The 23537-nt window shown below is 42.0% G+C and carries 25 protein-coding genes; 3 read left to right on the top strand and 22 right to left on the bottom strand.

The genetic code is table 11. From position 1 onward, the window contains the following. Positions 1–102: 102 nt before the first annotated feature. The 15 genes from AC58NB_RS01675 to hprK form a co-directional block, all read right to left on the bottom strand. Positions 103–1593, bottom strand: coding sequence for a tetratricopeptide repeat protein (locus tag AC58NB_RS01675; RefSeq protein WP_497425068.1), 1491 nt, complete (start codon positions 1591–1593; stop codon positions 103–105). Between the two features lie 387 nt (positions 1594–1980). After that, complete coding sequence (locus tag AC58NB_RS01670) at positions 1981–2151, bottom strand: hypothetical protein (protein ID WP_497425067.1); 171 nt, start codon at positions 2149–2151, stop codon at positions 1981–1983. 168 nt (positions 2152–2319) lie between these two features. Next, the gene (hisIE, locus tag AC58NB_RS01665) at positions 2320–3000 is read right to left on the bottom strand and encodes a bifunctional phosphoribosyl-AMP cyclohydrolase/phosphoribosyl-ATP diphosphatase HisIE (protein WP_497425066.1); all 681 of its coding nucleotides are present in this window, start codon (positions 2998–3000) and stop codon (positions 2320–2322) included. Continuing rightward, positions 2997–3755, bottom strand: coding sequence for an imidazole glycerol phosphate synthase subunit HisF (gene hisF, locus AC58NB_RS01660; protein ID WP_497425065.1), 759 nt, complete (start codon positions 3753–3755; stop codon positions 2997–2999). The genes hisIE and hisF overlap by 4 nt, the downstream gene beginning before the upstream one ends. Then, positions 3752–4498 (bottom strand): 1-(5-phosphoribosyl)-5-[(5-phosphoribosylamino)methylideneamino]imidazole-4-carboxamide isomerase, encoded by a 747-nt coding sequence (gene hisA, locus AC58NB_RS01655; protein ID WP_497425064.1) that lies wholly within the window; start codon positions 4496–4498, stop codon positions 3752–3754. Before hisA ends, hisF begins: the two co-directional genes overlap by 4 nt. A gap of 2 nt (positions 4499–4500) precedes the next feature. Next, complete coding sequence (gene hisH, locus AC58NB_RS01650) at positions 4501–5136, bottom strand: imidazole glycerol phosphate synthase subunit HisH (RefSeq protein ID WP_497425063.1); 636 nt, start codon at positions 5134–5136, stop codon at positions 4501–4503. 18 nt (positions 5137–5154) lie between these two features. Then, the gene (gene hisB / locus AC58NB_RS01645; protein WP_497425062.1) at positions 5155–5742 is read right to left on the bottom strand and encodes an imidazoleglycerol-phosphate dehydratase HisB; all 588 of its coding nucleotides are present in this window, start codon (positions 5740–5742) and stop codon (positions 5155–5157) included. Then, positions 5739–7022, bottom strand: coding sequence for a histidinol dehydrogenase (hisD, locus tag AC58NB_RS01640; RefSeq protein WP_497425061.1), 1284 nt, complete (start codon positions 7020–7022; stop codon positions 5739–5741). The genes hisB and hisD overlap by 4 nt, the downstream gene beginning before the upstream one ends. Positions 7023–7037: 15 nt before the next feature. Further along, complete coding sequence (gene hisG / locus AC58NB_RS01635; protein WP_497425060.1) at positions 7038–7673, bottom strand: ATP phosphoribosyltransferase; 636 nt, start codon at positions 7671–7673, stop codon at positions 7038–7040. Beyond that, complete coding sequence (locus AC58NB_RS01630; protein ID WP_497425059.1) at positions 7670–8857, bottom strand: ATP phosphoribosyltransferase regulatory subunit; 1188 nt, start codon at positions 8855–8857, stop codon at positions 7670–7672. The genes hisG and AC58NB_RS01630 overlap by 4 nt, the downstream gene beginning before the upstream one ends. Before the next feature lie 193 nt (positions 8858–9050). Continuing rightward, on the bottom strand, positions 9051–9578 hold the full coding sequence (locus AC58NB_RS01625; protein WP_497425058.1) for an acyltransferase: 528 nt from the start codon (positions 9576–9578) through the stop codon (positions 9051–9053). Beyond that, entirely contained in the window at positions 9575–10219 is a 645-nt protein-coding gene (ppaX, locus tag AC58NB_RS01620) for a pyrophosphatase PpaX (RefSeq protein ID WP_497425057.1), read from the bottom strand. The genes AC58NB_RS01625 and ppaX overlap by 4 nt, the downstream gene beginning before the upstream one ends. Next, complete coding sequence (locus tag AC58NB_RS01615) at positions 10188–11156, bottom strand: nucleoside recognition domain-containing protein (RefSeq protein ID WP_497425056.1); 969 nt, start codon at positions 11154–11156, stop codon at positions 10188–10190. The genes ppaX and AC58NB_RS01615 overlap by 32 nt, the downstream gene beginning before the upstream one ends. A gap of 81 nt (positions 11157–11237) precedes the next feature. Further along, entirely contained in the window at positions 11238–12038 is an 801-nt protein-coding gene (gene lgt, locus AC58NB_RS01610) for a prolipoprotein diacylglyceryl transferase (RefSeq protein ID WP_497425055.1), read from the bottom strand. 21 nt (positions 12039–12059) lie between these two features. Then, positions 12060–12983, bottom strand: a complete 924-nt coding sequence (gene hprK, locus AC58NB_RS01605; protein WP_497425054.1) for an HPr(Ser) kinase/phosphatase — start codon at positions 12981–12983, stop codon at positions 12060–12062. A gap of 155 nt (positions 12984–13138) precedes the next feature. On the opposite strand from hprK, the gene nagA reads away from it, so the two are divergent. The 3 genes from nagA to AC58NB_RS01590 all read left to right on the top strand — a co-directional run bounded on the left by nagA (position 13139) and on the right by AC58NB_RS01590 (position 15953). Beyond that, positions 13139–14314, top strand: coding sequence for an N-acetylglucosamine-6-phosphate deacetylase (nagA, locus tag AC58NB_RS01600; protein ID WP_497425053.1), 1176 nt, complete (start codon positions 13139–13141; stop codon positions 14312–14314). An 11-nt stretch (positions 14315–14325) separates the two neighbouring features. Continuing rightward, positions 14326–15054: a glucosamine-6-phosphate deaminase gene (gene nagB, locus AC58NB_RS01595; protein ID WP_497425151.1), complete on the top strand. Its 729-nt coding sequence runs from the start codon at positions 14326–14328 to the stop codon at positions 15052–15054. A 200-nt stretch (positions 15055–15254) separates the two neighbouring features. Next, on the top strand, positions 15255–15953 hold the full coding sequence (locus AC58NB_RS01590) for an N-acetylmuramoyl-L-alanine amidase (RefSeq protein WP_497425150.1): 699 nt from the start codon (positions 15255–15257) through the stop codon (positions 15951–15953). Between the two features lie 46 nt (positions 15954–15999). Here the strand turns inward: AC58NB_RS01590 and AC58NB_RS01585 are convergent, their stop codons facing one another. The 7 genes from AC58NB_RS01585 to AC58NB_RS01555 all read right to left on the bottom strand — a co-directional run bounded on the left by AC58NB_RS01585 (position 16000) and on the right by AC58NB_RS01555 (position 23523). Then, positions 16000–16338 (bottom strand): phage holin family protein, encoded by a 339-nt coding sequence (locus AC58NB_RS01585; RefSeq protein WP_497425052.1) that lies wholly within the window; start codon positions 16336–16338, stop codon positions 16000–16002. Further along, positions 16335–16547 (bottom strand): PspC domain-containing protein, encoded by a 213-nt coding sequence (locus tag AC58NB_RS01580; RefSeq protein ID WP_497425051.1) that lies wholly within the window; start codon positions 16545–16547, stop codon positions 16335–16337. Before AC58NB_RS01580 ends, AC58NB_RS01585 begins: the two co-directional genes overlap by 4 nt. Positions 16548–16592: 45 nt before the next feature. Next, on the bottom strand, positions 16593–17693 hold the full coding sequence (locus AC58NB_RS01575; RefSeq protein WP_497425050.1) for a DUF4097 family beta strand repeat-containing protein: 1101 nt from the start codon (positions 17691–17693) through the stop codon (positions 16593–16595). Positions 17694–17726: 33 nt separating this feature from the next. After that, a complete protein-coding gene (locus AC58NB_RS01570) occupies positions 17727–18050 on the bottom strand; it encodes a magnetosome magnetite crystal formation protein family (RefSeq protein WP_497425049.1) in 324 nt (107 codons plus the stop codon). A 191-nt stretch (positions 18051–18241) separates the two neighbouring features. Continuing rightward, complete coding sequence (uvrA, locus tag AC58NB_RS01565; RefSeq protein ID WP_497425048.1) at positions 18242–21112, bottom strand: excinuclease ABC subunit UvrA; 2871 nt, start codon at positions 21110–21112, stop codon at positions 18242–18244. A gap of 7 nt (positions 21113–21119) precedes the next feature. Then, entirely contained in the window at positions 21120–23099 is a 1980-nt protein-coding gene (uvrB, locus tag AC58NB_RS01560) for an excinuclease ABC subunit UvrB (RefSeq protein ID WP_497425047.1), read from the bottom strand. A 196-nt stretch (positions 23100–23295) separates the two neighbouring features. Continuing rightward, positions 23296–23523 carry a CsbA family protein gene (locus AC58NB_RS01555; RefSeq protein WP_497425046.1) on the bottom strand — a complete coding sequence of 76 codons (228 nt, stop codon included), beginning with the start codon at positions 23521–23523 and terminating at the stop codon, positions 23296–23298. Positions 23524–23537 lie beyond the last annotated feature (14 nt).

The following is a 23537-nucleotide window of genomic DNA, read 5'->3' as shown; positions in this document are numbered from 1 at the left end:
TATTATAGGACTTGTAACCTCTGTTACATCCATTTATTTCATCTCAAGTATTATCCTCGAACTAATCGTATTAAACTATACATCTACAGTCCAAAAATTTGCTCATTGCAACAAATTGGCTACAAGTTTTACATACTTGGAAAGTGTAGAAATGGATACACCATAACGATCAGCCACTACTTTTTGCGATTGCTTCTCTCCGCGCAGCTTGTGCCACTCATAATCAATGGCCGCTGACCAAGCATGGGGGTTAGAGAATGAAACACCTGTTTCTTGCCCCTGTGCATATACAGAAAACCATAACAAATAAAGACCAGCTTCAATCAGTTTCACAGGCTGGTAGATCCTGTATAAGGTTTCAGCAACTTCTGCCGCAAAAAATGGTTGGCTTTCAGAACGTTCACTATGGTTTTTATAGGCTTGCTCCATCGCACCGAAACGATTGTTAGTTAAATAAGAGGCATGGACTTTGATTTTTTGAAGATCTCCTGAATGATTGGCTAAAAAGAGACCAAACAATCTCTCCTCTACATACTCACTTTCCAACTTGTTAATGATGGAAGGCATATGCTCCTCAAATCCGGAATCTACATCATCGACCATTTCACCCCAAGGCTCAAAGCCTTCTTTGTCTGGACTGTATTCGACCACTTTAGCCCAGGCCTGCTCTGCCACTCTCTTCTGTCCGATCTGATGAGCTGATTTACTAAGCCAGTAATAGAATGTACCGTCTCCTTCATAGCCCCTCTTTTGCAGTTGACGAAGCCACTTGTACGCTTCCTCATAATAACCGGTCAGTGCAAAGGTCGCTCCTAGTTTCAGACGATGTTCCTCTAGAATCGGTCGGACTTTCTTTAGAACCGCAAAAACTTCTTCCAGTTTTTCCTGATTCATCTGGTAATGATGAAAGACCATTCCATTGCACAAGGCATGCAAGTTACCAGGGTTCTTTTCAAGTACACGATTAAGCGTTGCAAAGGCCTCATCCGTTTTACCGACATAAAAATAAGCCAATGCCAAGTTGTTATAGGCCGACCAAAACTCCGGATATAGTTCAATCAACTCTTCAATCTTCTCAACGGCTTTCACAAAATTACCCGCTTCTAGCAATTCGCGTGCAACTTCCTGCCGCATCATCAAATCGTCCTGAACCTCCAGGGTCTCTTCTGTTTCGTCCGTCTCAAAAGTAATTAAATCCAGGAGATCTTCTGCATCCTCACTGAATTCACCAAACTCATCTTTATTTAAATATTCATTAGCATGCTTATAGGCCTCTTTAAATAAACCCATATGAGCAAAGTTATTCGCCAGGAAATAATGGCACTCCGTCATGAACGGATCCAACTCCTGAAGAATATTCTCAAGCAGCTCATTCGAATACTGATATTCACCTAATTCCGTACAAATCACAGCCAACTGGCAAGCAATCATCGGCTCACCCGGCTCCAACTGTAGCGCACGGTTCATATATTTCTTAGCTCTATATAATTCCCTTCGCTGGAAAGCTTTAATTCCTTTTGTAAAATAGAACTCTCCCGTGGGGTTAAACGACACAACTTTTGCCTTCTTAGTCAAATTAAAATTATTCCCCATCTAGTCCTCCAAGCACATATACTTTAACCCTACAATTATACCATATTAAGAGAATTATAGGAAGAAAAGCGGAGGCGACTGGTCAGGCCCGACAAGCATAAGGAGAGGCACGTAGGGAGGCGTTTTCCCATCCCGCAGTGGCTATCCTTATGACTCGAGGGACTAGGAGCCGCAGCTGGATCTCACGAAAAGCGGAAGGGCCTCGCACAGGAGTGAGGAGCATAAGACAGAGGCTTGGAGGGGATCTTTCATGGAGTTTTCACACGCCTTTGACACACCTTTACCTCGGCTTTGACCGGTCTTAGACCGGTCTTTACCCCGGTATAGGTGGGTCATAGCCCGGGCATAGTCCCTTTACCCGGGCTTTCACCCCGCTTTGACCGGCCTTTACCCCGGTATAGCCGCTCCATAGCCCGGGCATAGTCCCTTTACCCGGGCTTTCACACGCCTTTGACCGGTCTTTACCCGGGGATAGCCACGCCATAGCCCGGGCATAGTCCCTTTACCCGGGCTTTCAACCGCCTTTGACCGGCCTTTCCCCGGGTATAGCCACGCCATAGCCCAGGCATAGTCCCTTTACCCGGGCTTTCAACCGCCTTTGACCGGCCTTTCCCCCAGCATAGCCGGTCCATAGCCACACCATAGCCGTGGAAAAGACGGATCAAAGCCAAACACCCCGTCCCATCCAAGACCACAACACCACACTCCTCCAAACAAACAAAAAACTCAAAAGGTATTTTCACCCTTTTGAGTCAGTTTTATCGTCATTCTGTTTGGTAAGATGGCGGTCACGCAGGTTTTTTGAATTTCGGAGAATGGTAGATTCTGTTCTTTTAAGAGGACAAGGACATGGAAGAATAGATCGGATACTTCCCATTTCAGTTCTTCCGAGTCGCGGTTTTTGGCAGCGATGATGACTTCGGCTGCTTCTTCGCCTACTTTTTTAAGAATCTTGTCTACCCCTTCTTCAAATAAATAGGTTGTATAAGAACCTTCTGGGCGCTCCACTTCTCGTTCTGCAATGATTTTTTCAAGTTCAAACAAAAAGTCTTCCTTCTCATCGGAAGGTTGAGTCGCTTCTTTTTCAGCCTGATATAACGTTTCAGTAAAACAACTTACTGTCCCGGTATGACAGGCAGGTCCTGCAGGCTTGACCAATACAACCAATGCATCCTGATCGCAATCATAGCGAATGGCCCGGACTTCTTGAGTATTTCCGCTTGTTTCCCCTTTATGCCAAAGCTGCTGGCGGGAACGGCTGTAAAACCAAGTTTCTCCTGTTTGAATGGTTCTCTCTAACGATTCCTTATTCATATAAGCCAATGTCAGAACTTCTTTCGTTTGTTCATCCTGAACAATAGCTGGCACTAAGCCATTCACATCATATTGAATTTGAATTATATTCATCTCACAAGCACTCCTTGTTCTCGCAGTCTGCGTTTCACTTCTTGTACGCTTGTTTCTTTATAATGAAAAATGGAAGCTGCCAGAGCTGCATCCGCTTTTCCATCTGTAAAAACTTCCACAAAATCATCCTTGTTTCCTGCTCCGCCGGATGCAATCACGGGGACCGTAACAGCCTCACTGACTGCTTTAGTTAATTCAACATGAAAACCGCTTTTTTCTCCATCACGGTCCATACTTGTCAGCAAAATCTCACCGGCACCGAGCGCTACAGCTTGTTTAGCCCAATCAACCGCATTTAATTCGGTAGCTTTTCGACCGCCGTGCGTGTAGACTCGAAACCCTTCCAGATCCGTATCGTACTTTGCATCAATCGCCAGAACGATACACTGGTTACCAAAATAAGTAGCTCCCTCAGCAATCAGCTCGGGATGAAGTACGGCTGCTGTGTTCAAAGATACTTTATCCGCGCCGGCGCGCAAGATGGTTCTCATATCAGCAACCGAGTTAATACCGCCGCCGACTGTAAATGGAATACTCAGGACAGAAGCAGCTTCCCGGACGACTTCAACCATCGTCTTTCTTCCTTCGTGCGAGGCCGAAATATCGAGGAACACTAATTCATCTGCGCCCTGGTCATCATACATTTTAGCTAATTCAACCGGATCACCTGCATCCTGAAGCCCGAGAAATTGAATTCCTTTAACCACACGGCCTTCTTTTACATCCAAACAGGGAATGATTCTCTTTGTTATCATTTGAATTCAACCGCCTTCGCTAATGCTTGCGGCAAGGTAAAGCGATTTTCATAGAGAGCCTTCCCGATGATGACTCCTTCGATTCCAACTGATTGATACGCTTTTAAAGAAACAATATCTTCAAGCTGGCTCATTCCACCTGATGCAATAATATGCTTTCCAGTTTCACGCGCCAATTCAGCTGTTTCCTTCACACTTGGTCCAGTCAGCATACCATCATTGGCGATATCTGTGAAAATGAACCATTCGGCTCCTTTATCCGCAAAAAACTTTCCTAAATCCACAACTGTCCATTCACTGGTTTTTAACCAGCCGTCCGTTGCTACCTTACCGCTTTTCCCATCCAAACCAATCGCAATCTGCCCAGGATATTTCTGAATCATCTCTGTTGCAAATTCAGGCTCTCGTACAGCCACGCTGCCAAGAATGACACGAGAAATCCCATTTTCCAAATAGCGGGCTACTTGTTTCTCATTCCGAATTCCGCCTCCCACTTGAATGGAGACACCTTTTAATTCCTGGGCAGCTTTCAGGACATGTTGTTCGTTTACTGGGTTCCCATCTTTGGCACCATCCAAATCAACCATATGAATCCATTCGGCTCCCATGTCAGCAAAGGACATAGCCATATCAAACGGCGAATCTCCATAAACGGTTTCCTGTCCATAATCTCCCTGTAGAAGGCGGACACAGTTACCACCTCTCATATCAATTGCCGGATAGATTGTAAAATTCGTACTCATCACTAACGCCCCGCCTTCTCCGTTACCAGTTTGATGAAATTCTCAAGCAGGCCTTTTCCCATTTGACCGCTTTTCTCTGGGTGAAATTGCATCCCCATCACATTTCCTTTTCCTACTATTCCAGGTACCTCGACATCATACATGGCTGATGCCATTAATTCTGCGGGATCCTTTATTTGCGCATAATAGGAGTGAACGAAATAGACATAATCTTCTTCTAACCCCTCTACCAAGGGATGCTCCTGCTTAAATCGAAGCTTATTCCATCCCATATGTGGAACTTTATAAGTCTTGCCTGTTTGATCGATCCCTGTAAATTTCGCAATATGTCCGTCTAGAAAGTGAAGTCCTTCAGAGAAACCATGTTCATCACTGCTTTCAAACAAGAGCTGCATCCCTAAGCAAATGCCGAGCAATGGTCTCCCGCTTTCCACATATTCTTTTAAGAGCTCGTCTAATTTTTGCTCCTTCAAAGCGGTCATAGCATCACGAAAGGCGCCCACTCCGGGTAAAATCAGCCCCTCACAACGGGCCAACACAGCCGGATCGCTGCTTATCACAGCATCAGCTCCAAGCCTATCAAGCGCATTGTAAACACTGAATAAATTTCCCATTCCATAATCAACGATACCAATCAAAACGCTAATCCTCCCTCATTAAAGCATTCCTTTTGTCGAAGGAATTCCTTTCACTCTCGGGTCATGCGATGTTGCTTCGTCCAGCGCACGGCCAAGTGCTTTAAAAATAGCTTCCACAATATGATGAGAATTGCGGCCGTAATGGACAATGACGTGAAGATTCATTTTTGCTTCAATCGCAAGCTTCCATAAAAATTCGTGTACAAGCTCCGTATCAAAGGATCCAATCATAGGTGCCGGTATATCTGCTCTAAATTCAAGATGCGGCCGATTACTCAAATCCACGACCACCTGTGCCAACGCTTCATCCATCGGTACAAAAGCATTTCCGTATCGCTTAATTCCTCGTTTATCTCCAAGAGCCTGGCTAAGAGCCTGCCCTAAACAAATACCGATATCCTCAGTTGTATGGTGCCCATCCACTTCAATATCGCCATCAGCGTCCACGCGTAAATCGAAGTGACCATGCTTGGCAAACAGGTCCAGCATATGCGAAAGAAAGGGAACGCCGGTTGAAAGTTCTGTCTTGCCTTCGCCGTCAAGACCAAAATCCAGTTTGATTTTCGTTTCATTTGTTCTTCTGTCTATTTCTGCTGTTCGTTTCATCGGCCTTCCTCCTTTGAATTTAACCTTGATTCTACAGCCCGGGCATGAGCCTCCAATCCTTCCAATCTGGCAAAAGCAGCAATCTTGGCGGCATGGGCTTCAAAATCTTGTTGACTGTACATAATTAAGCTCGTTTTCTTTTGAAAATCATCTACATTTAAAGGACTTGAAAAACGGGCTGTTCCATTTGTAGGAAGCACATGATTGGGGCCCGCAAAATAATCCCCGACTGGCTCAGAACTATATTTACCGATAAAAATGGCCCCTGCATGCCGAATCGCTCCGACCACATTCATTGCATCCGCTGTTTGTATTTCCAAATGTTCAGGTGCCAGCTCATTTACTGCTTCAATTGCTTCATCCATTGTGTTTGCCACATAAACCCCACCAAAATTGTTCCAGGAAGCATGGGCAATTTCTTTGCGTGGCAACAAGAGCAATTGCTTCTCCACTTCAGCTTTAACCTCATACGCCAACTTTCGGCTCGTGGTGATCAGTACACTGCATGCTCGTTCATCATGTTCAGCCTGTGATAGCAAATCAGCTGCAACATGCCGAGCCTCCGCCGTTTCATCAGCCAGCACCGTTATTTCACTCGGACCGGCAATCATATCAATATCTACATCTCCATAGACTTCCCGTTTAGCTAGAGCAACATAGATATTGCCTGGACCAGTAATTTTATCTACTTTTCCAATAGACTCGGTACCATAGGCAAGGGCACCAATCGCCTGCGCTCCACCTACTTTATAAATCTCTGTGATGCCGGCTATGTGGGCTGCAGCAAGCACGGAATCAGGCAATTTACCATCCTGTCCCGCCGGCGAAACCATTACTATCCGCTTTACACCTGCCACTTTAGCTGGAATAGCGTTCATCAATACGGAGGAGGGATAAGCAGCTGTACCGCCTGGAACATAGATGCCGACTGAATCGAGCGGTGTGCGTTTTAATCCCAGCATGGTCCCTGTTGCAGACATATCAATCCATGAATTTTGTACTTGTTTTTCATGATAGCTTCGAAGATTAGAAGCAGCTTCCTTCATAATTGAAATCATCTCAGGCGGGATGTTTGCAATGGCCATTTCAATTTCATCGTTTGTCACTTTCAGAGAATCGAGCTCGGCGTGATCAAACTTTTTGGTGTAGAAAAAGAGAGCCTTATCTCCCTGATCGTTTACATCCTGTAAGATTTGTTGGACCACTTTTCGTTGAGCATCGCTCCCGCCATCAACCGTTCGTTTCAGCGATATTCCGTTCGTTAACGATTTTATTTCCATGCTTTCTCCCTCCAGTTATCCCTTGGGTTGCAAAACTGCTCCCAGTCGAGTGACCATTTCAGCAATTACTTTTTCTTTCATTCGATAACTGACCGGATTTGCAATAAATCGTGAAGTAACATTTTGGATAGTAGCATACTCTACCAGACCATTTTCACGTAAGGTTTGTCCAGTCGATACAATATCGACAATTCGATCAGCAAGACCAATCATAGGAGCCAGCTCAATGGAACCATTCAATTTAATAATTTCCACCTGTTCGCCCTGCTCACGGAAATATTCAGAGGCAATATTGGGATATTTACTGGCTATCTTTGGTGCAACCTTGCTCATTTCCGTATTCGGCAGGCCTGCCACCGCTAAATAGCAATCACTGATCTCCAAATCAAGCAGTTCGTATACGTCACGCTTTTCTTCCATAAGTACGTCTTTTCCAGCGATCCCCACATCAGCTACTCCATACTCCACATAAGTGGGAACATCCATTGGCTTTGCCAGAATGAAGCGGAGATTTTCATTTTCTACGTTGATAATCAGCTTTCTTGAATCGTCAAAGTCAGAAGGAATTTGGTAATCTGCTTTTCTTAGTAATTCCACGGCCTCATCCAATATCCGCCCTTTTGGCATGGCAATTGTTAATTGATCCATCATCCTTCCCCCTTCGATTCTTCAGTCATGTCAATCATAAACTCAATATTAGAAAAATTACTTGTAAACTTATTTACTTCCTTAATCCCATCTACATTTTGCAAGACGACTCGTTGACCAGATCCCCTCAATTCAGCAGCCTTTTTCATTGCCCTTAATTGCTGAGCAGGATGATAAATGATACAGGTAGGTGTTTCTTCATTTAATACTGTGTCAAGCGATTCTAGGATGCGATCTAGTCGCAAACCAAATCCTGTAGCAGGAGCATCCGTTCCGAATTGCTTATAAAGCTCGTTATACCGTCCGCCATTTCCAATCGGAAAGCCTACATTCTCCCCAAAAACTTCAAATAGAATACCAGTATAGTAGTCCATATGGCTAACTAGTGATAAATCATACGTGATCATTTCATCATGATTGATTAAATGGAGGATAGCGGCTAGTTTTTTCAATTCCTGTACAGCATCCTGACCCATTTGCCGATCCGTTAGTTCTTCAGCCAACTTCAGGATCTCTCTTCCTCCTTTTAATTCAAGGAATCGATGTAAGATTTCACGGTCCTTTAAGGAAATCGGCATTTGATTAACATACTCTTTGAAACCTACGTAATTCTTCTCAAACAGGAATTTCCGCATGATTCCTGCCGTTTCTTCGCAACCGCCAAAATGAAGAAGTAAATCCTGCACAAATCCGATATGGCCAATCGTAATATGATAGCGTTCCACCCCTGCAGCTTTTAATACGGAGGATAGCAGTGAAAGCACTTCAGCATCTGCTGATAAGGTCTGATCTCCAATTAATTCAATCCCAAATTGCTCAAATTCAGCAGGACGGCCGCCTTCTTTCTCCTGAGCCCTAAACACATTTGCACTATAGGCAAGCCGCATCGGATTACCTTCCTTTAGTAAATGGGAGGAAGCAACCCTGGCAATAGGCGAAGTCATATCAGGACGCAACACTAAACTATGACCATCTTTATCTAATAACTTGAATAATTGAAGGTCGCGAATAGCTGATACCTTCCCGACTGTCTCATAATATTCAAGTGATGAAGTTTCTAAAAAACGATATCCGTATTGGATTGTTTCATCCATCATTCTTTGTTTGATGGTGTGTTTTAACTTAAATAAACCAGGTAATGTGTCGCGCATGCCCAAGGGCTTTTCGAACATAAATAGATTTGGCATATATAACAGTCCTTTATCGTAATTTTTAAAATACTTTAGTTCGCTAATATGCTAATATGATGAAGTTAAATAAAGTCTATCGCTCTCACTAAAAAATTTCAAGTCATATGGATGTTATACCCAGTGATTACTTCAATAGTCCTATTGAAGTAGGTAGTAAAAAACCCCGCTCCCAAAGGAACGGGGTACTCTTTTAATGAAAAAAGGTATCTTCTTGTATTCTTTTTTTCATCTCTTCGGCACTATAGATCACTTTCATCGGATTACCGCCTACAAAAGCCCCTGCAGGTACATCCTTATGAACGAGCGTACCAGCCGATACAATCGCACCATTGCCTATTTTAATCCCTGGCAGCAAGGTGGAATTGGCTCCAATCATCACTTCGTCGCCAATGACCACACTACCTAAACGATATTCGTTTATTAAGTATTCATGTGCCAGAATCGTTGTATTGTACCCAATCACTGTGTTACGTCCAACCGAAATTTTTTCAGGAAACATGACATCCAGCATGACCATCAAGGCGAAGGAAGTCTTATTGCCCACCTTCATCCCGAGAAATGTCCGATAAAGCCAGTTTTTCATGCCTAGAAAAGGTGTGTATCTGGCAAGTTGTATAACCACAAAGTTCCGAACAACCTTCCAAAAAGGAACTGTTTTATAAACATACCAGAGGGAATTGCCATCCCCTTTTACCGGATAACGAGTGGTTCTTCTCATTTCTTTAAGATGGTTAAGAGATCGCGCATATTTTCAAGCATATAATCCGGATTAAATTGCTCGAGATATTCTCTTCCTTTTATCGTCCAAGCGACTCCAGCTGTCTTCGTTCCTGCGTTTTTTCCTGCCAGAATATCATGACTGTTATCCCCAACCATGATCGTTTCTGATGGAACTGAACCAATCTTATCCAATGCTAAGTGAATCGGCTCCGGGTCCGGTTTTGGCATTTTAACATCATCAAGTGTAACAACCACATCAAAGAAAGAGTCAAGGCGACCTTTAATCAAGCCCATTTTTACTGCATTACGCATCTTCGTTGTCACGATGCCGACTTTATAGCCGCTTTTTTTAAGTATATCAATCGTTTCATACACACCTTCATACTCGCGGACAAGCAGATCATGATTTGCAAAATTATGTTCGCGGTAAAAGGCGATCATCTCATCCTTACGATGGGGATCCAGGCCGCCAAATGTTTCAGCCAGTGATGGCCCAATAAAAGGATAGACATCTTCCCGCGAATATTGTCCGGGATAATAATGATCAAATGTATGTAAAAAGGAAGCAATAATTAATTCATTCGTATCAATTAATGTCCCATCCAAATCAAATAGTAATGTTGTGATTTTCTGCTCCACGCTGTTCTTCCTTCCTCTTTTTTAATTCTACTTTGTTCCAAATATAGGCAATGATAACAGCTAATAGAATGGCTGTCACCAGGCGGATTAGCAGCAATGGGAGAACGGGTACGCCTAGAGGGATAAAAATAACAGTATCTTCAACCACTGCATGACAAGCGATCAAGAAGATAAAAGCAATTGTGATGTCTTTTTTACTAACTCCATCTTCACGTACGGCATCCAACATAACCCCTGCCCCGTAAGCCAAACCAATAACGAGCCCCGCAACCAATGTCATAGAGGTATTTTCTTTCATCCCCAGCATTCTTGTGACAGGCTTCATCCAATTTGAAAATTTATTTAGCCAATTCAAATCCTTCATAATCTGGATGACTAACATCAAAGGAATGACAATGATCGCCAGCTTGATGGTTCCATAAGCTGCTTTCTCCAACGCCATCAACAAAATCGGAATCAGTCCGGTAACCGCTTCCTCATTGCCGCTGATGCCATAATAAATTCTCTCTGATCCACCCTGCCAAAATAAATGAATGACAACTGCGGATAATAAAGCAAGCCCGATGCGGGTAAGAAGAACCACCCATAGTTTAACGCCTACCTTTAAAGCAACACCGGTTTCAATAAACAGATTATGTGAAAAAGAAAGCATAACGGCAATGATAAAGACTTCTTTAACAGTCAAAGAATCCAAAGCTAGGATACCGCCAATTCCGGCATACAAGTTTAAAAAGTTCCCCAGTACCAATGGAATCGCTGCATCTCCAGGAAGTCCAATCAACTCCATAACCGGGCTTATTAATTCAATAATCCAGGGTAATACCGGTGTATATTGCAGAATCGTTATAAAAAACGTGACGGGAAAGATAATTTTCCCGAGCATCCAGGTTGTACGTAAACCTGCCAATAGACCTTTTGATACAGTTTCTTTTTTCAATGATCCCACCCCCTTAGTCATTCACGATGGACAACTTGCAGATAAATGAATTTCTAAGATGCGGTACATGAGCCATCAGCATTATAGATCTAAATATTTTTTCTCGGAATAGCCCATTTTCCGTCTCACGATAAACAGAATAATTCCCCCAATAATCAGGGTTAAAGACATAAGCTGTGCCATCCGTAATTCGCCAAATAGCATGAGGCTATCCGTTCTCATTCCTTCAATAAAGAAGCGTCCGATTGAATACCAAATTACATAAGTCAGGAACATTTCACCCTGACGCAAATTAACCCTTCTTAATAGAAGTAATAACGCAAATCCAACGAAATTCCACAGGGATTCGTACAAGAAAGTCGGATGATGGTAGACTCCCTGGATATACATTTGATCAATGATAAAGTCAGGAAGCATTAAATTTTCAAGAAATTGACGGCTAACTTCCTCACCATATGCTTCCTGGTTAATGAAGTTTCCCCATCTACCAATGGCCTGCCCAAGAATAAGAGATGGAGCCGCAATATCAGCAATTTTCCAGAAGGAAATATTTCTGGAGCGCGCAAAGACAATTGTTGTAATAACCGCACCAATTAAGGCACCATGGATAGCTATTCCGCCATTCCATATTTTATAAATATCACCGAGGTGATCTTTATAATAGGACCATTCAAAAATCACATAGTATATACGCGCACTAATAATGGAGATCGGCACAGCATAGATTAACAGGTCAACAAATAAGTCTTTGTCCAGCCCGCGGCGTTCAGACTCACGCATAGCAAGCCATAGTCCAAGAAATACACCCAAGCCTATAATAATCCCATACCAGTAAATCTGGATGGAACCGATCTGTATAGCAACACGATCAATCGTATTCATTTATTCTTACACCCACTCTACTTATTTTTCCTTTTCAATCGCTTCATTCAATTTTTCCGTAAATTGCTGAGCTGTATTGACGCCCATTCGTTTCAGGCGGAAATTCATAGCTGCTACTTCAATGATAACTGCGATATTCCGGCCCGGACGAACAGGTATATTCATCCGTGTGATATCTGTATCAATGATCCGGACTTTTTCTTCTTCCAAGCCCAGTCTGTCATAATTTTTCTGCTGATCCCATATCTCCAGATTAATGACAAGGGAGATTTTTTTATGACTTCTGACTGCACCCGCACCAAAGAGCGTCATAACATTGATAATCCCTACACCTCTTATTTCTAATAGATGTTCAATCAACTCAGGGGAATTTCCAACCAATGTATCGTCATCCTCTTGACGAATTTCCACGCAATCATCTGCAACTAAACGATGGCCTCTCTTTACAAGTTCAAGGGCAGTCTCACTTTTTCCAACTCCGCTTTTCCCGGTAATCATAACGCCAACACCGTATATATCAACCAGAACGCCGTGAACAGCAGTCGTAGGAGCTAGCTTGCTTTCGAGAAAATTAGTTAATCTACTGGAAAACCTGGTTGTTTTCATGCTTGTCCTCAAAACTGGAACAGATACTGCTTCAGAAGCCACTAGTAACTCCTTAGGCACCTCTAATCCCCGTGTAATAATGATACACGGCGTTATATCACTGCAAAGCGTTTTCATTCTCGAAACTCTTTCATCACTGGTTAACTTAGAAAAAAACGATAACTCAGTCATCCCCAGGATTTGAATACGGTCAGCCGGGTAATAATCAAAATATCCGGCAATTTCTAATCCAGGTCTGGAAAGGTCGCTCGTTGTGATAGGTCTATTTATGCCTTCCTCGCCACAAATCAATTCAAGCTGGAATTCCTCAATGAGGTCGATTGTTCTAACTTTTGCCAAAAAATTCACTCCCTGAACTATTTGATTAATAAATGTGCTTTCATTTTATCATTATTTCCTATATAACCATACAATAACAATAATATAATTCTGGTTTTTCTAAAAAGTTATAGGTAGGATTAGAATAGAACAACTAGCCTAGGAGTTGAATAGAAATGTCACTATTAATTCGAAATGCAACAATCTATCAAGAGAACGCTATTCTCCAAAATGGTTACATACTAATAGAAAATCATCAGATCAGTGAAATTGGGTTTGTGGAAAATGCACCCCAACACGCGGATGAAGTTCTCACCTTAAAAGAAGGCCAGTTTGTTTTACCTGGCTTCATTGATATCCATATTCATGGTGTTGCTGGAGCCGATGCGATGGACGGCACAGAAGAAGCGCTGCGCGTAATGGTCAAAGAGCTTCCTAAAGAAGGAACCACTTCTTTTCTGGCTACAACAATGACACAAAGCCCATCCAATATTAAAAAAGCATTACAAGCTATTGATTCCTTTAAAGATAACGGTAATCCTGCTGGAGAAACGGAAATGCTGGGAGTTCATTTAGAAGGTCCGTTCATAAGTCCATTGAAAGCAGGAGCACAGCCATTACATCACATTATTGATCCTCAATTGAGTTTATTTTCAGAGTGGAATGAAGCATCAGGAAACGCGATTAAACTCGTTACGATGGCACCTGAACAGCCTGGTTCAAGCGAATTAATCGAGCACCTGCACAAATCATCTATTATTTGCTCCCTTGGTCATACAAATGCGACTTATCATCAAACAACCGAAGCCATTGAACAGGGTGCCTCACATGCTACACACCTATTTAATCAAATGACTGGATTACACCATCGTGACGTTGGTGCTGCAGGAGCAGCCTTACTGCATGACCAGGTATATATCGAAATAATTGCGGACGGGATTCACGTCTCACCTGAAATGGTTAAACTTGCCCTACAGGTTAAAGGACCAGAGAAGACAATCCTTATTACCGATGCGATGCGGGCAAAAGGAATGGTTGATGGACAATATGATTTAGGTGGACAAGAAGTGACGGTGAAGGGCAGTGAAGCACGTCTCGAAGATGGTACGTTGGCAGGCAGTATTCTTAAAATGAATGAAGCGATTAAAAATGTATGCAGTTTTACTGGATATACGTTGCAGCAAGTTGTCCAGATGGCATCTGTCAATCCAGCCAAACAGCTGAATGTATTTGATCGAAAAGGAAGCATTACGGTTGGAAAGGATGCAGACCTTGTCATCATGAATCCAAATTTCGATGTATCCGCTACAGTCTGCCGTGGTAAAATAGCGTACAGAGGTGAACAACAATGACACAAACAAACATGAAAGTAATAAAAGTAAAAAACTATGATGAATTAAGCCAGCTGGCTTCCGAAATCGTGATCGGCAAAATAAAGCAAAAACCGAATGCTGTTCTTGGCCTCGCTACTGGAAGCACCCCGCTTGGTCTCTACAAACATTTGATTGAGGACCATCAAAAAAACGGGACAAGCTATCAACAAATTGAAACTGTTAATTTAGACGAATATATTGGGCTATCAAAAGAGAATCCAAATAGCTATTACTCCTATATGATGGAAAATTTATTTCAATATCTTGATATCCCTCATCATCATATCCATTTGCCTCATGGAGATGCAGATGATTTCATGGCGGAATGCGAGCGATATGAAACTATCATTGAAGAACTTGGCCATGTAGATTTGCAAGTACTCGGAATTGGAGAAAATGGCCATATCGGCTTCAATGAGCCCGGGACTCCGTTTTCCAGTAAAACACATATCATTGACTTAAAGGAAAGCACGCGACAAGCTAATGCCCGCTTTTTCAATCACATAGATGAGGTACCAAAACAAGCGATAACAATGGGGATTTCTACTATTATGAAAAGCAAAGAGATCCTGTTATTAGCTTCCGGTGAAGCGAAGGCAGAAGCAACATACAAATTGATTAATGGGGATATAACAGAACAATTACCGGCAAGTATTCTACAGCAGCATCCATCTGTAACGATCATTGTCGATCAAGCTGCCGCTTCCATGCTTGATTAAACTTCACTAGCGTTTTTATATAGGGTGATTGTAGACCTTATTCATGGATTACTAAAAAGTGAAGAACATCTTTTCGTTAAAATAGCCTTGCTAAATAGAAAATATCTTTTAACAATAAGTGCCCCGTAAATGGTCCATTTTGATGGCTTGTCTCATATTATGTATGAAAAGGACAAGGGGGGCATCCAAAGTTGAAGATTATGATTGATGCAGGCCACGGCTATACAACACCAGGCAAATCATCTCCGGATGGCATGAAAGAATATGAATTTAATCGCGCAGTAGCCCAATATGTAAAAGAATTATTGACCTCGTATCAGGCATCGATCTATTTTGCCCATTCGGATTCAACGGATGTCCCTCTAGGGGAAAGAACCAATCAGGCAAATTCGATCAATGCGGATTTATACCTATCGATTCATGCCAATGCCACCGGAAATGGGGAATGGCATCAAGCAGAGGGAATTGAAACCTATGTTCATTTATCCAAGCCTGCAGAAGCCTTCTCACTGGCTTCAAAATTTCAGAAGAATTTGATTGCCACAACCGGCTTACAAAATCGCGGGGTAAAAATGGCTGATTTTCATGTCCTGCGGGAAACCAAAATGACAGCCGTGCTCGTTGAATGCGGATTTATGACAAACAAAAACGAAGTGAAGCTGCTTAAAAGTGCGTATTACCGTAAAAAATGTGCACAAGCTCTTGTTGAAACCATCATTTCTCATTATTCATTAAAAAAGAGAGCCATACTTCCTGCCAAACAATCGGATCAGGAAAAAACACTTTACAAGGTACAGCTCGGAGCCTTTTCGGACAAGCAGAATGCTGCAAATCTAGCTACACAATTAAAACGACTTGGCTTTGACACCACCATCATTGTTGAAAAGCAAGAACGCTAAAAACCTGAAGCCTCTTAGGGGTTACCTAGAGGCTTCAGGTTTTTTATTAGTCCATTATACTTTCCATAATAGTACTAACAAACGATAGTATAATGGATACTAGGAAGGTCAGCCAGAAACCATGGATGTCAAAAGCGCCTCCCATTGCCGCATCCGTAATCTTCAATACAATTGCATTGATAAAAAGCAAAAATATGCCCAGTGTAACAATCGTTATAGGTAACGTTAAGACAGTTACAATTGGTTTAACAATGACGTTAAAGATAGATAACACAATGGCTGCAATGATTGCCGCACCAAACCCGGTTACATGTACACCTTCAAATACCTGTGTAAGTAATACAAAGACAACCGCATTAACAAGGATTTTTACGATCCAATTCATACGTTCAACTCCTCCAATTCTTCTCTGGGCATAATATAACTAAGAATCGTATAGGGGATGATCAACAAAAAGCTGGTTGGAATAAGCCCGATTACAAATAGGATACGCAGAAGAGATGATTTAATACCAAAATATTGTGCAAGCCCACCAAGAACACCCATTAACATCTTATCTGACCTCAAACGAACAAATCGCTTTTTCTCTTTCAAAAATTCTGCAGCTCCTTTAATCCATTAATTGATTGTTTTAAAAAATTAATGTCTGATTTTAATATTTCCCGCCCTTGATTCAGCCAGGATTTGAATGGATTGCTCATATTCACCTTCCGATTGGAAACGCAGCATCTTTTGAACCACGTCACTTTTCTCTTCAATAATATGAATTCCTTTAAGGTCAATATTAAAACTGCCGAGATTGGATTTTAACTCTCCATTACAACCAGTGTTCGCTGGAATTTGAAGATTAATATTTCCTGCTGATGCTTTAGCTCGGATAGTGTCTGCATATCGGCTGGTCTGTTCACATTGAATGCTTCCATTGATTGTTTGCAAATCGCCTTTTCGGAATCCACCCTGGATTTGAATAGCCCCATTCATGGTTTCTACTTCTAATTCGCCTACATCAAACCCTTTAATATTTACAACGCCATTGACCGTTTCAAATTCTGCTTCCCTAGCATTAAAATCAGTAAACTGAATCTGTCCGTTACCCGTTTTGGTCATAATCGCATCAACTTTAACATTTTCACCGGTAATCGTTCCGTTAAATAAACGAATTTTTAATTCTTCATAGCGCGTATCAGGCACACGAATGATCGCCTGTAATTTGACCGATTTATCTTGCAAAGCAAATCGGAGTCTTCCATCTTCCAATGAATAGGTGATCTCTTTAAGAAGTTTGGTTCTCGCTTCTTCTGTATGATCTGCTCTGTATACCTTTGCATGACATTCAATCGTAATCTCCTGCTTATCCCATGGAAGGAACTTTACACTCCCATTAGCCAGGTCAATATCTATTTTCCGCACCGAAGCATTGTCCTGATGATAAATATGTTCAATCTCTACCGCTGCGCCAAAATTCAAATCAAAATCTACATCTTTAATTTTTTTCACGACATCATCTACGATTCCCAACAGCTTATCCATAGTAGATGAAGATTTTTTTTCCTGGGTTTCCTTATAATCCGAATCACTTGATTTAACGACTGTTGATAGTTCACTGGTCTCTGTTTTTTGGTCCACTTCTTTAATGAGCTTATCTTTCTTCTCTATTTGTTCGAGCAACAAGAGCGCTTCATCTGCGTTAAGCAAACCTTCTTTTACCATTTCTAAAATTCGTCTTTTCTCTTGATTCATCAATACCAGCTCCCTTTACATGATAGTTACCTGTTAATCCTTTAAAAGTGTAATACCCTGAATGACATTCCAAATCATCACAATAAAACTAATTAATCCGAAAAGAATCATAGCTAGTATGGCTGTGATAGGAAAGATTGTTATTTCCGGAGTGGAAATAAGCTGAGCTAAAAAGACAAAGAATACAATAATGCCCATGACGAAAGGAAGTAAATGTGAAATTAAAGCGCGTTTAGCATGCCTTTTTAACTCACGATCATCACCGGCGACAAAATAAACAACCGTCGGAAAGATGAAGCCTAAAAAGAAAATGCTAAAATAACATATAGCAGCTAAGAATCGATTAGTAGTTGTCATAGATACTCTCTCCTTTCCTATTCATACGTATAGGAAAAAAGAAAGTTTCTATAATTATGTCAACTCATCTATCATCTATCGTTACTTAATTGACCAACAAATACATAGGAATCACCTTGGCAGACAAAAGATAAGAAGCGAGCAATGAAGTCCTTAGCTAAAGAAGCAGATATGGAGAAAAAGCAAGCCATCTATCTGGAGGCTTGCCTTTCCATCACTTTATTCTTCATACGTTCCCGGTCACGTTCGAGTACGGGTTTTAAATATTTGCCTGTATAGGATTCAGGTGTCTCTGCAATGATTTCCGGCGAACCGGTAGCCAGAACAGTACCACCCTTTTCTCCGCCTTCCGGGCCAAGATCGATTAAATAATCGGCTGCTTTAATAACATCTAAATTATGCTCAATCACAAGTACGGTATCACCATTATCAACCAGGCGCTGCAACACGACTAACAGACGTGAAATATCATCGACATGCAGACCTGTTGTCGGTTCATCCAGGATATACAGAGATCGTCCATTGGAACGGCGGTGCAGTTCGCTGGCAAGTTTCACACGCTGCGCTTCTCCACCGGATAGGGTCGTAGCAGGCTGACCCATCTTAATATAACCCAGTCCGACATCATAAATCGTTTGGATTTTCCGTTTGATTTTTGGATGGTTCTCAAAAAACTGAAGTGCTTCCTCTACAGTCATATCCAGAATGTCGGAAATGTTCTTCCCTTTATAGGTTACTTCCAACGTTTCCCGATTATACCGTTTTCCATGGCAAACTTCACAAGGAACATAGACATCCGGCAGGAAGTGCATTTCTATTCTTATGATTCCATCACCGCGGCATGCTTCACAACGTCCGCCTTTAATATTAAAACTGAAGCGGCCTTTCTTATATCCGCGAACCTTCGCTTCATTAGTAGAAGCAAACACATCACGGATATCATCAAATACACCTGTATAGGTTGCCGGATTAGACCGTGGGGTACGGCCGATAGGAGATTGATCAATATCGATCACTTTCTCCAATTCTTCCACACCTTTTATCTCACGAAAGTTTCCAGGTTTCGCTTTTGCCCGGTTCAATTTTTGAGCCAATGATTTATGAAGAATCTCATTTACCAAGGTACTTTTACCTGAACCCGACACACCTGTAACGGCTATAAATGTTCCAAGCGGGAAGGATACATTCACATTTTTGAGATTATTTTCTTTAGCACCCTTGATCTGAATTAATCGGCCATCGCCTTTTCTGCGTTCCAGTGGAAGTGGAATGAATTTTTCGCCGGATAAATATTGGCCAGTTAACGAATTGTCATCAGCCATTACTTCTTCAGGAGTTCCTGCTGATACAATCTCACCGCCATGTGCCCCAGCGCCGGGACCTACATCTATTAAATAATCCGCTGCCAGCATTGTATCCTCATCATGTTCAACAACGATGAGTGTATTCCCGATATCACGCATACTTTTTAGGGTAGCAATCAAGCGATCATTATCACGTTGATGAAGACCAATAGAAGGTTCATCCAAAATATACAAAACGCCTGTTAAGCGAGAGCCAATCTGTGTAGCCAGTCTGATTCGCTGCGCTTCTCCCCCAGACAGAGTCCCCGCTGTCCGGTTTAGTGTCAGATACTCCAGGCCGACATTAATCAAAAAGCCCATTCTTTCTTTTATCTCTCGGAAAATCAAACGACCGATACTCATATCTTTCTCGGATAGATTCAGATTTTCAAAGAACTCATTAGCATCTTTGATTGAAAGCGCCGTGATCTCTCCAATATGATGACCGGCTACCAACACGGCCATACTTTCCTTCTTCAGACGATAACCTTTGCAGGTTGGACACGGCTGCTCAGCCATATATTTTTCCATTTGATCACGTGTATAATCGGAGCTCGTTTCTTTAAATCGGCGTTCTACATTAGCCAGGACACCTTCAAATTCCACTCTATTTTCACGTACTTGGCCAAATTCGTTCACATAACGGAAATAAATTTTCTCGCCATTGGAGCCCTTCAGAATTTTATTAAGCTGACTTTCCGGTAGCTGGGAGACTGGAACATCCATATCAATCCCATAGTGATCAGCAACACATTCAAGCAATTTCGGATAATACTGAGAACTAGTTGGTTGCCAAGGAGCAATTGCATGCTCTCTCAATGTTAAATCAGGGTCAGGGATAACCGCATCGGGATCCACTTTTACTTTATGGCCAAGCCCATCACAAGTAGGACAGGCTCCAAATGGGCTATTGAATGAAAACATACGCGGTTCTAGTTCTCCAATTGAAAATCCGCAATAAGGACAGGCATGATGCTCACTGAAGAGTAATTCTTCCTCGCCAATCACATCAATAATGACCTTGCCATCACCTAAGCGAAGGGCAGACTCAAGAGAATCAGATAAACGGGCATTAATTCCTTCTTTTACGACAACCCGGTCTATCACCACTTCAATCGTATGTTTCTTATTTTTATCCAAACGTATATCATCATCCAAGTCATACATTTCGCCGTTTACACGGACACGAACATAGCCCTGCTTCTTAATATCTTCAAGCATTTTAACGTGGGTTCCTTTTCGTCCTGAAACAATAGGAGCCAGAATCTGCATTTTTGTACGTTCCGGATAGGACATAATTCTATCTACCATTTGTTCAATCGTTTGTGAGGTAATCTCTATCCCATGAATAGGGCATACCGGTTTACCAACCCTTGCATACAGCAATCGCATATAATCATAAATTTCTGTGACTGTCGCAACCGTCGAACGCGGATTGCGGCTGGTCGTTTTTTGATCAATGGATATTGCCGGAGACAGCCCTTCAATTAGGTCAACATCCGGTTTATCCATTTGTCCAAGGAACTGACGCGCATAGGCAGAAAGGGATTCCACATAGCGGCGTTGTCCTTCCGCATAGATTGTATCAAAAGCCAGGGAGGACTTCCCCGAACCTGATAAACCGGTCAGTACAACCAGCTTATCGCGCGGGATTGTCACGTCAATATCTTTTAGATTATTAGTCCTGGCCCCTTTTATTACTATTTTATCAAGTGCCATCCTATGTTCATCCTTCCACTTTCAACTCTAAAATTAAATCTCTAAGTTCGGCAGCCCGTTCAAAATCAAGCGCTTTGGCTGCTTCTTTCATTTCTTTTTCCATATTGGCAATAACTTTTTGGCGTTCTTTCTTAGATAGTTTCTCAAATTTATTTGCAGCTTTTTCTTCTTCGCCATCTTCCGTTATATGAGTGGCACGAATGACATCACGGATGTCCTTCTGGATTGTCTGAGGAGTGATGCCGTGTTTCCTGTTATACTCTTCCTGAATAGCACGACGTCGTTTCGTCTCTGATATCGCGATCTCCATTGAATTCGTTATTTTATCTGCATACATGATAACATGACCGTTTGAATTACGAGCTGCCCGTCCGACCGTTTGAATAAGAGATCGTTCGGAACGCAGGAATCCTTCTTTATCCGCATCCAGAATAGCTACAAGTGAGACTTCTGGAATATCGATCCCTTCACGCAACAGATTAATTCCAATTAAAACATCATATTTTCCAAGACGCAGGTCTCTGATAATCTCGATCCGTTCCAGCGTTTTAATCTCAGAATGCAAATATTGAACCTTGATGCCGAGCTCTTTTAAATAATCTGTTAAATCCTCTGACATTTTCTTCGTCAGTGTTGTAATCAGGACACGCTCATTTCGTGTAATTCTCTCGTTGATTTCCCCTAATAAATCATCGATTTGACCTTCAATCGGGCGAACGTCAATAGTAGGGTCCAATAGCCCAGTTGGACGAATAATTTGCTCGACCATTTCCGGTGAATGCTCCTGTTCATAAAGACCCGGCGTAGCAGATACATAGACAATCTGGTTGATATGCTCCTCAAACTCTTGGAAATGCAAAGGTCGGTTATCCATTGCTGACGGCAGCCGAAAGCCATGATTAACCAGTACCTCTTTACGAGCGCGGTCACCGTTGTACATTCCACGAACCTGCGGAACGGTAACATGAGACTCATCAATCACCATTAAAAAGTCCTTCGGAAAATAATCGATAAGGGTGTAAGGGGTAGAACCCGGCGGCCTTAATGTAAGATGGCGGGAGTAGTTCTCAATCCCTGAACAAAAGCCCATTTCTCTCATCATTTCGAGATCATAGCGGCATCTTTGTTCCAACCGCTGTGCTTCAAGGAGCTTCCCTTCCCCTCTTAAAAAGGTCAGTTGCTCTTCCAATTCTTTCTCGATATTTTGAATGGCGATTCTCATTTTTTCTTCTCGTGTAACGAAGTGGGATGCCGGGAAGATGGCCACATGGTCTCTTTCTCCAATAATTTCACCGGTCAGCGCATCTACTTCTCGGATCCGTTCTACTTCATCGCCAAAAAATTCAACCCGTATACAGTGCTCGTCTTTTGAAACGGGAAAAATCTCTACTACATCTCCTCTTACCCGAAATGCTCCACGCTGAAAATTAATATCATTTCGTTCATATTGAATATCAACCAATTTACGCAACAGCTGGTTCCGTTCCATTTCCATACCTGTACGAATGGACAAAACCATTTCCCCGTATTCTTCTGGAGAACCCAAGCCGTAAATACAGGATACGCTGGCAATAATAATGACATCCTTCCGTTCAAATAAGGCGGATGTCGCAGAGTGGCGGAGTTTATCTATCTCATCATTAATGCTTGCGTCCTTCTCTATAAACGTATCAGTCTGAGGGACGTAAGCTTCAGGTTGGTAGTAGTCATAGTAACTGACAAAATACTCCACTGCATTATTCGGAAAGAACTCCTTAAATTCACTATACAGCTGTCCAGCAAGCGTCTTATTATGAGCAATGATAAGGGTGGGCTTATTAACTTCTTTAATCACGTTTGAAATCGTGAATGTCTTTCCTGTCCCTGTGGCTCCAAGCAGCGTTTGATGCTTAACTCCATTATTAATTCCATTCACCAGCTCTTTAATCGCAGCTGGCTGGTCTCCTTGAGGAGTATACTTAGAAACCAACTCAAATTGTTTACTCACACAAAAGCCCCCTTCATCTTTCCGTTTCAAGTCTCGATTTATTTGATAACAATATTTTACCACAACCATCTATAAACAAACCAACAAAAAGCGAACAAACATTCCCATTTTCTTATTTTTCCATAGTATCATTTATGCCCATCCTACAAAAAAATAAAAGAGTCTCCTAGAAAATACGGAAGACTCTATCTGTCATTTATGCACTTTTAGGTGTTCTCTTTATCATACGCTGGGAATACCAATACCCAGCTGTTAATGAAAAGGCATCGATTATAATCAGAGGCCACGAAGATGTATAGCCTTTATATGCTGAAGCGGCAATCAGAGCAACTGTTAAACACAAACCAACTATACAGTTATAGGTCACTCTTGAAAAAAGGACAACTAATAATCCTGGAGCTAAAAGAGCTATTAATATCTTCATCTACGGTCTCACCT

Source organism: Pradoshia sp. TA40_28 (genome assembly GCF_059694525.1).
Note: the sequence above shows the minus strand (reverse complement) of the source record. Positions and strands in the feature narration are given on the sequence as shown.

Bases quoted from the DNA above. Each gene is read 5' to 3' on its own strand.
- AC58NB_RS01630 (WP_497425059.1), bottom strand. From the start codon at position 8,857: ATGCCAAATCTATTTATGTTCGAAAAGCCCTTGGGCATGCGCGACACA.
- hisF (WP_497425065.1), bottom strand. From the start codon at position 3,755: ATGATAACAAAGAGAATCATTCCCTGTTTGGATGTAAAAGAAGGCCGT.
- AC58NB_RS01625 (WP_497425058.1), bottom strand. From the start codon at position 9,578: ATGAGAAGAACCACTCGTTATCCGGTAAAAGGGGATGGCAATTCCCTC.
- AC58NB_RS01590 (WP_497425150.1), top strand. From the start codon at position 15,255: ATGATTGATGCAGGCCACGGCTATACAACACCAGGCAAATCATCTCCG.
- AC58NB_RS01585 (WP_497425052.1), bottom strand. From the start codon at position 16,338: ATGAATTGGATCGTAAAAATCCTTGTTAATGCGGTTGTCTTTGTATTA.
- hisIE (WP_497425066.1), bottom strand. From the start codon at position 3,000: ATGAATATAATTCAAATTCAATATGATGTGAATGGCTTAGTGCCAGCT.
- hisB (WP_497425062.1), bottom strand. From the start codon at position 5,742: ATGAAACGAACAGCAGAAATAGACAGAAGAACAAATGAAACGAAAATC.
- AC58NB_RS01575 (WP_497425050.1), bottom strand. From the start codon at position 17,693: ATGAATCAAGAGAAAAGACGAATTTTAGAAATGGTAAAAGAAGGTTTG.
- hisG (WP_497425060.1), bottom strand. From the start codon at position 7,673: ATGATGGATCAATTAACAATTGCCATGCCAAAAGGGCGGATATTGGAT.
- nagA (WP_497425053.1), top strand. From the start codon at position 13,139: ATGTCACTATTAATTCGAAATGCAACAATCTATCAAGAGAACGCTATT.
- AC58NB_RS01670 (WP_497425067.1), bottom strand. From the start codon at position 2,151: ATGGCGTGGCTATACCCGGGGAAAGGCCGGTCAAAGGCGGTTGAAAGC.
- AC58NB_RS01675 (WP_497425068.1), bottom strand. From the start codon at position 1,593: ATGGGGAATAATTTTAATTTGACTAAGAAGGCAAAAGTTGTGTCGTTT.
- hisD (WP_497425061.1), bottom strand. From the start codon at position 7,022: ATGGAAATAAAATCGTTAACGAACGGAATATCGCTGAAACGAACGGTT.
- hisA (WP_497425064.1), bottom strand. From the start codon at position 4,498: ATGAGTACGAATTTTACAATCTATCCGGCAATTGATATGAGAGGTGGT.
- lgt (WP_497425055.1), bottom strand. From the start codon at position 12,038: ATGAATACGATTGATCGTGTTGCTATACAGATCGGTTCCATCCAGATT.
- nagB (WP_497425151.1), top strand. From the start codon at position 14,326: ATGAAAGTAATAAAAGTAAAAAACTATGATGAATTAAGCCAGCTGGCT.
- AC58NB_RS01570 (WP_497425049.1), bottom strand. From the start codon at position 18,050: ATGACAACTACTAATCGATTCTTAGCTGCTATATGTTATTTTAGCATT.
- uvrA (WP_497425048.1), bottom strand. From the start codon at position 21,112: ATGGCACTTGATAAAATAGTAATAAAAGGGGCCAGGACTAATAATCTA.
- AC58NB_RS01555 (WP_497425046.1), bottom strand. From the start codon at position 23,523: ATGAAGATATTAATAGCTCTTTTAGCTCCAGGATTATTAGTTGTCCTT.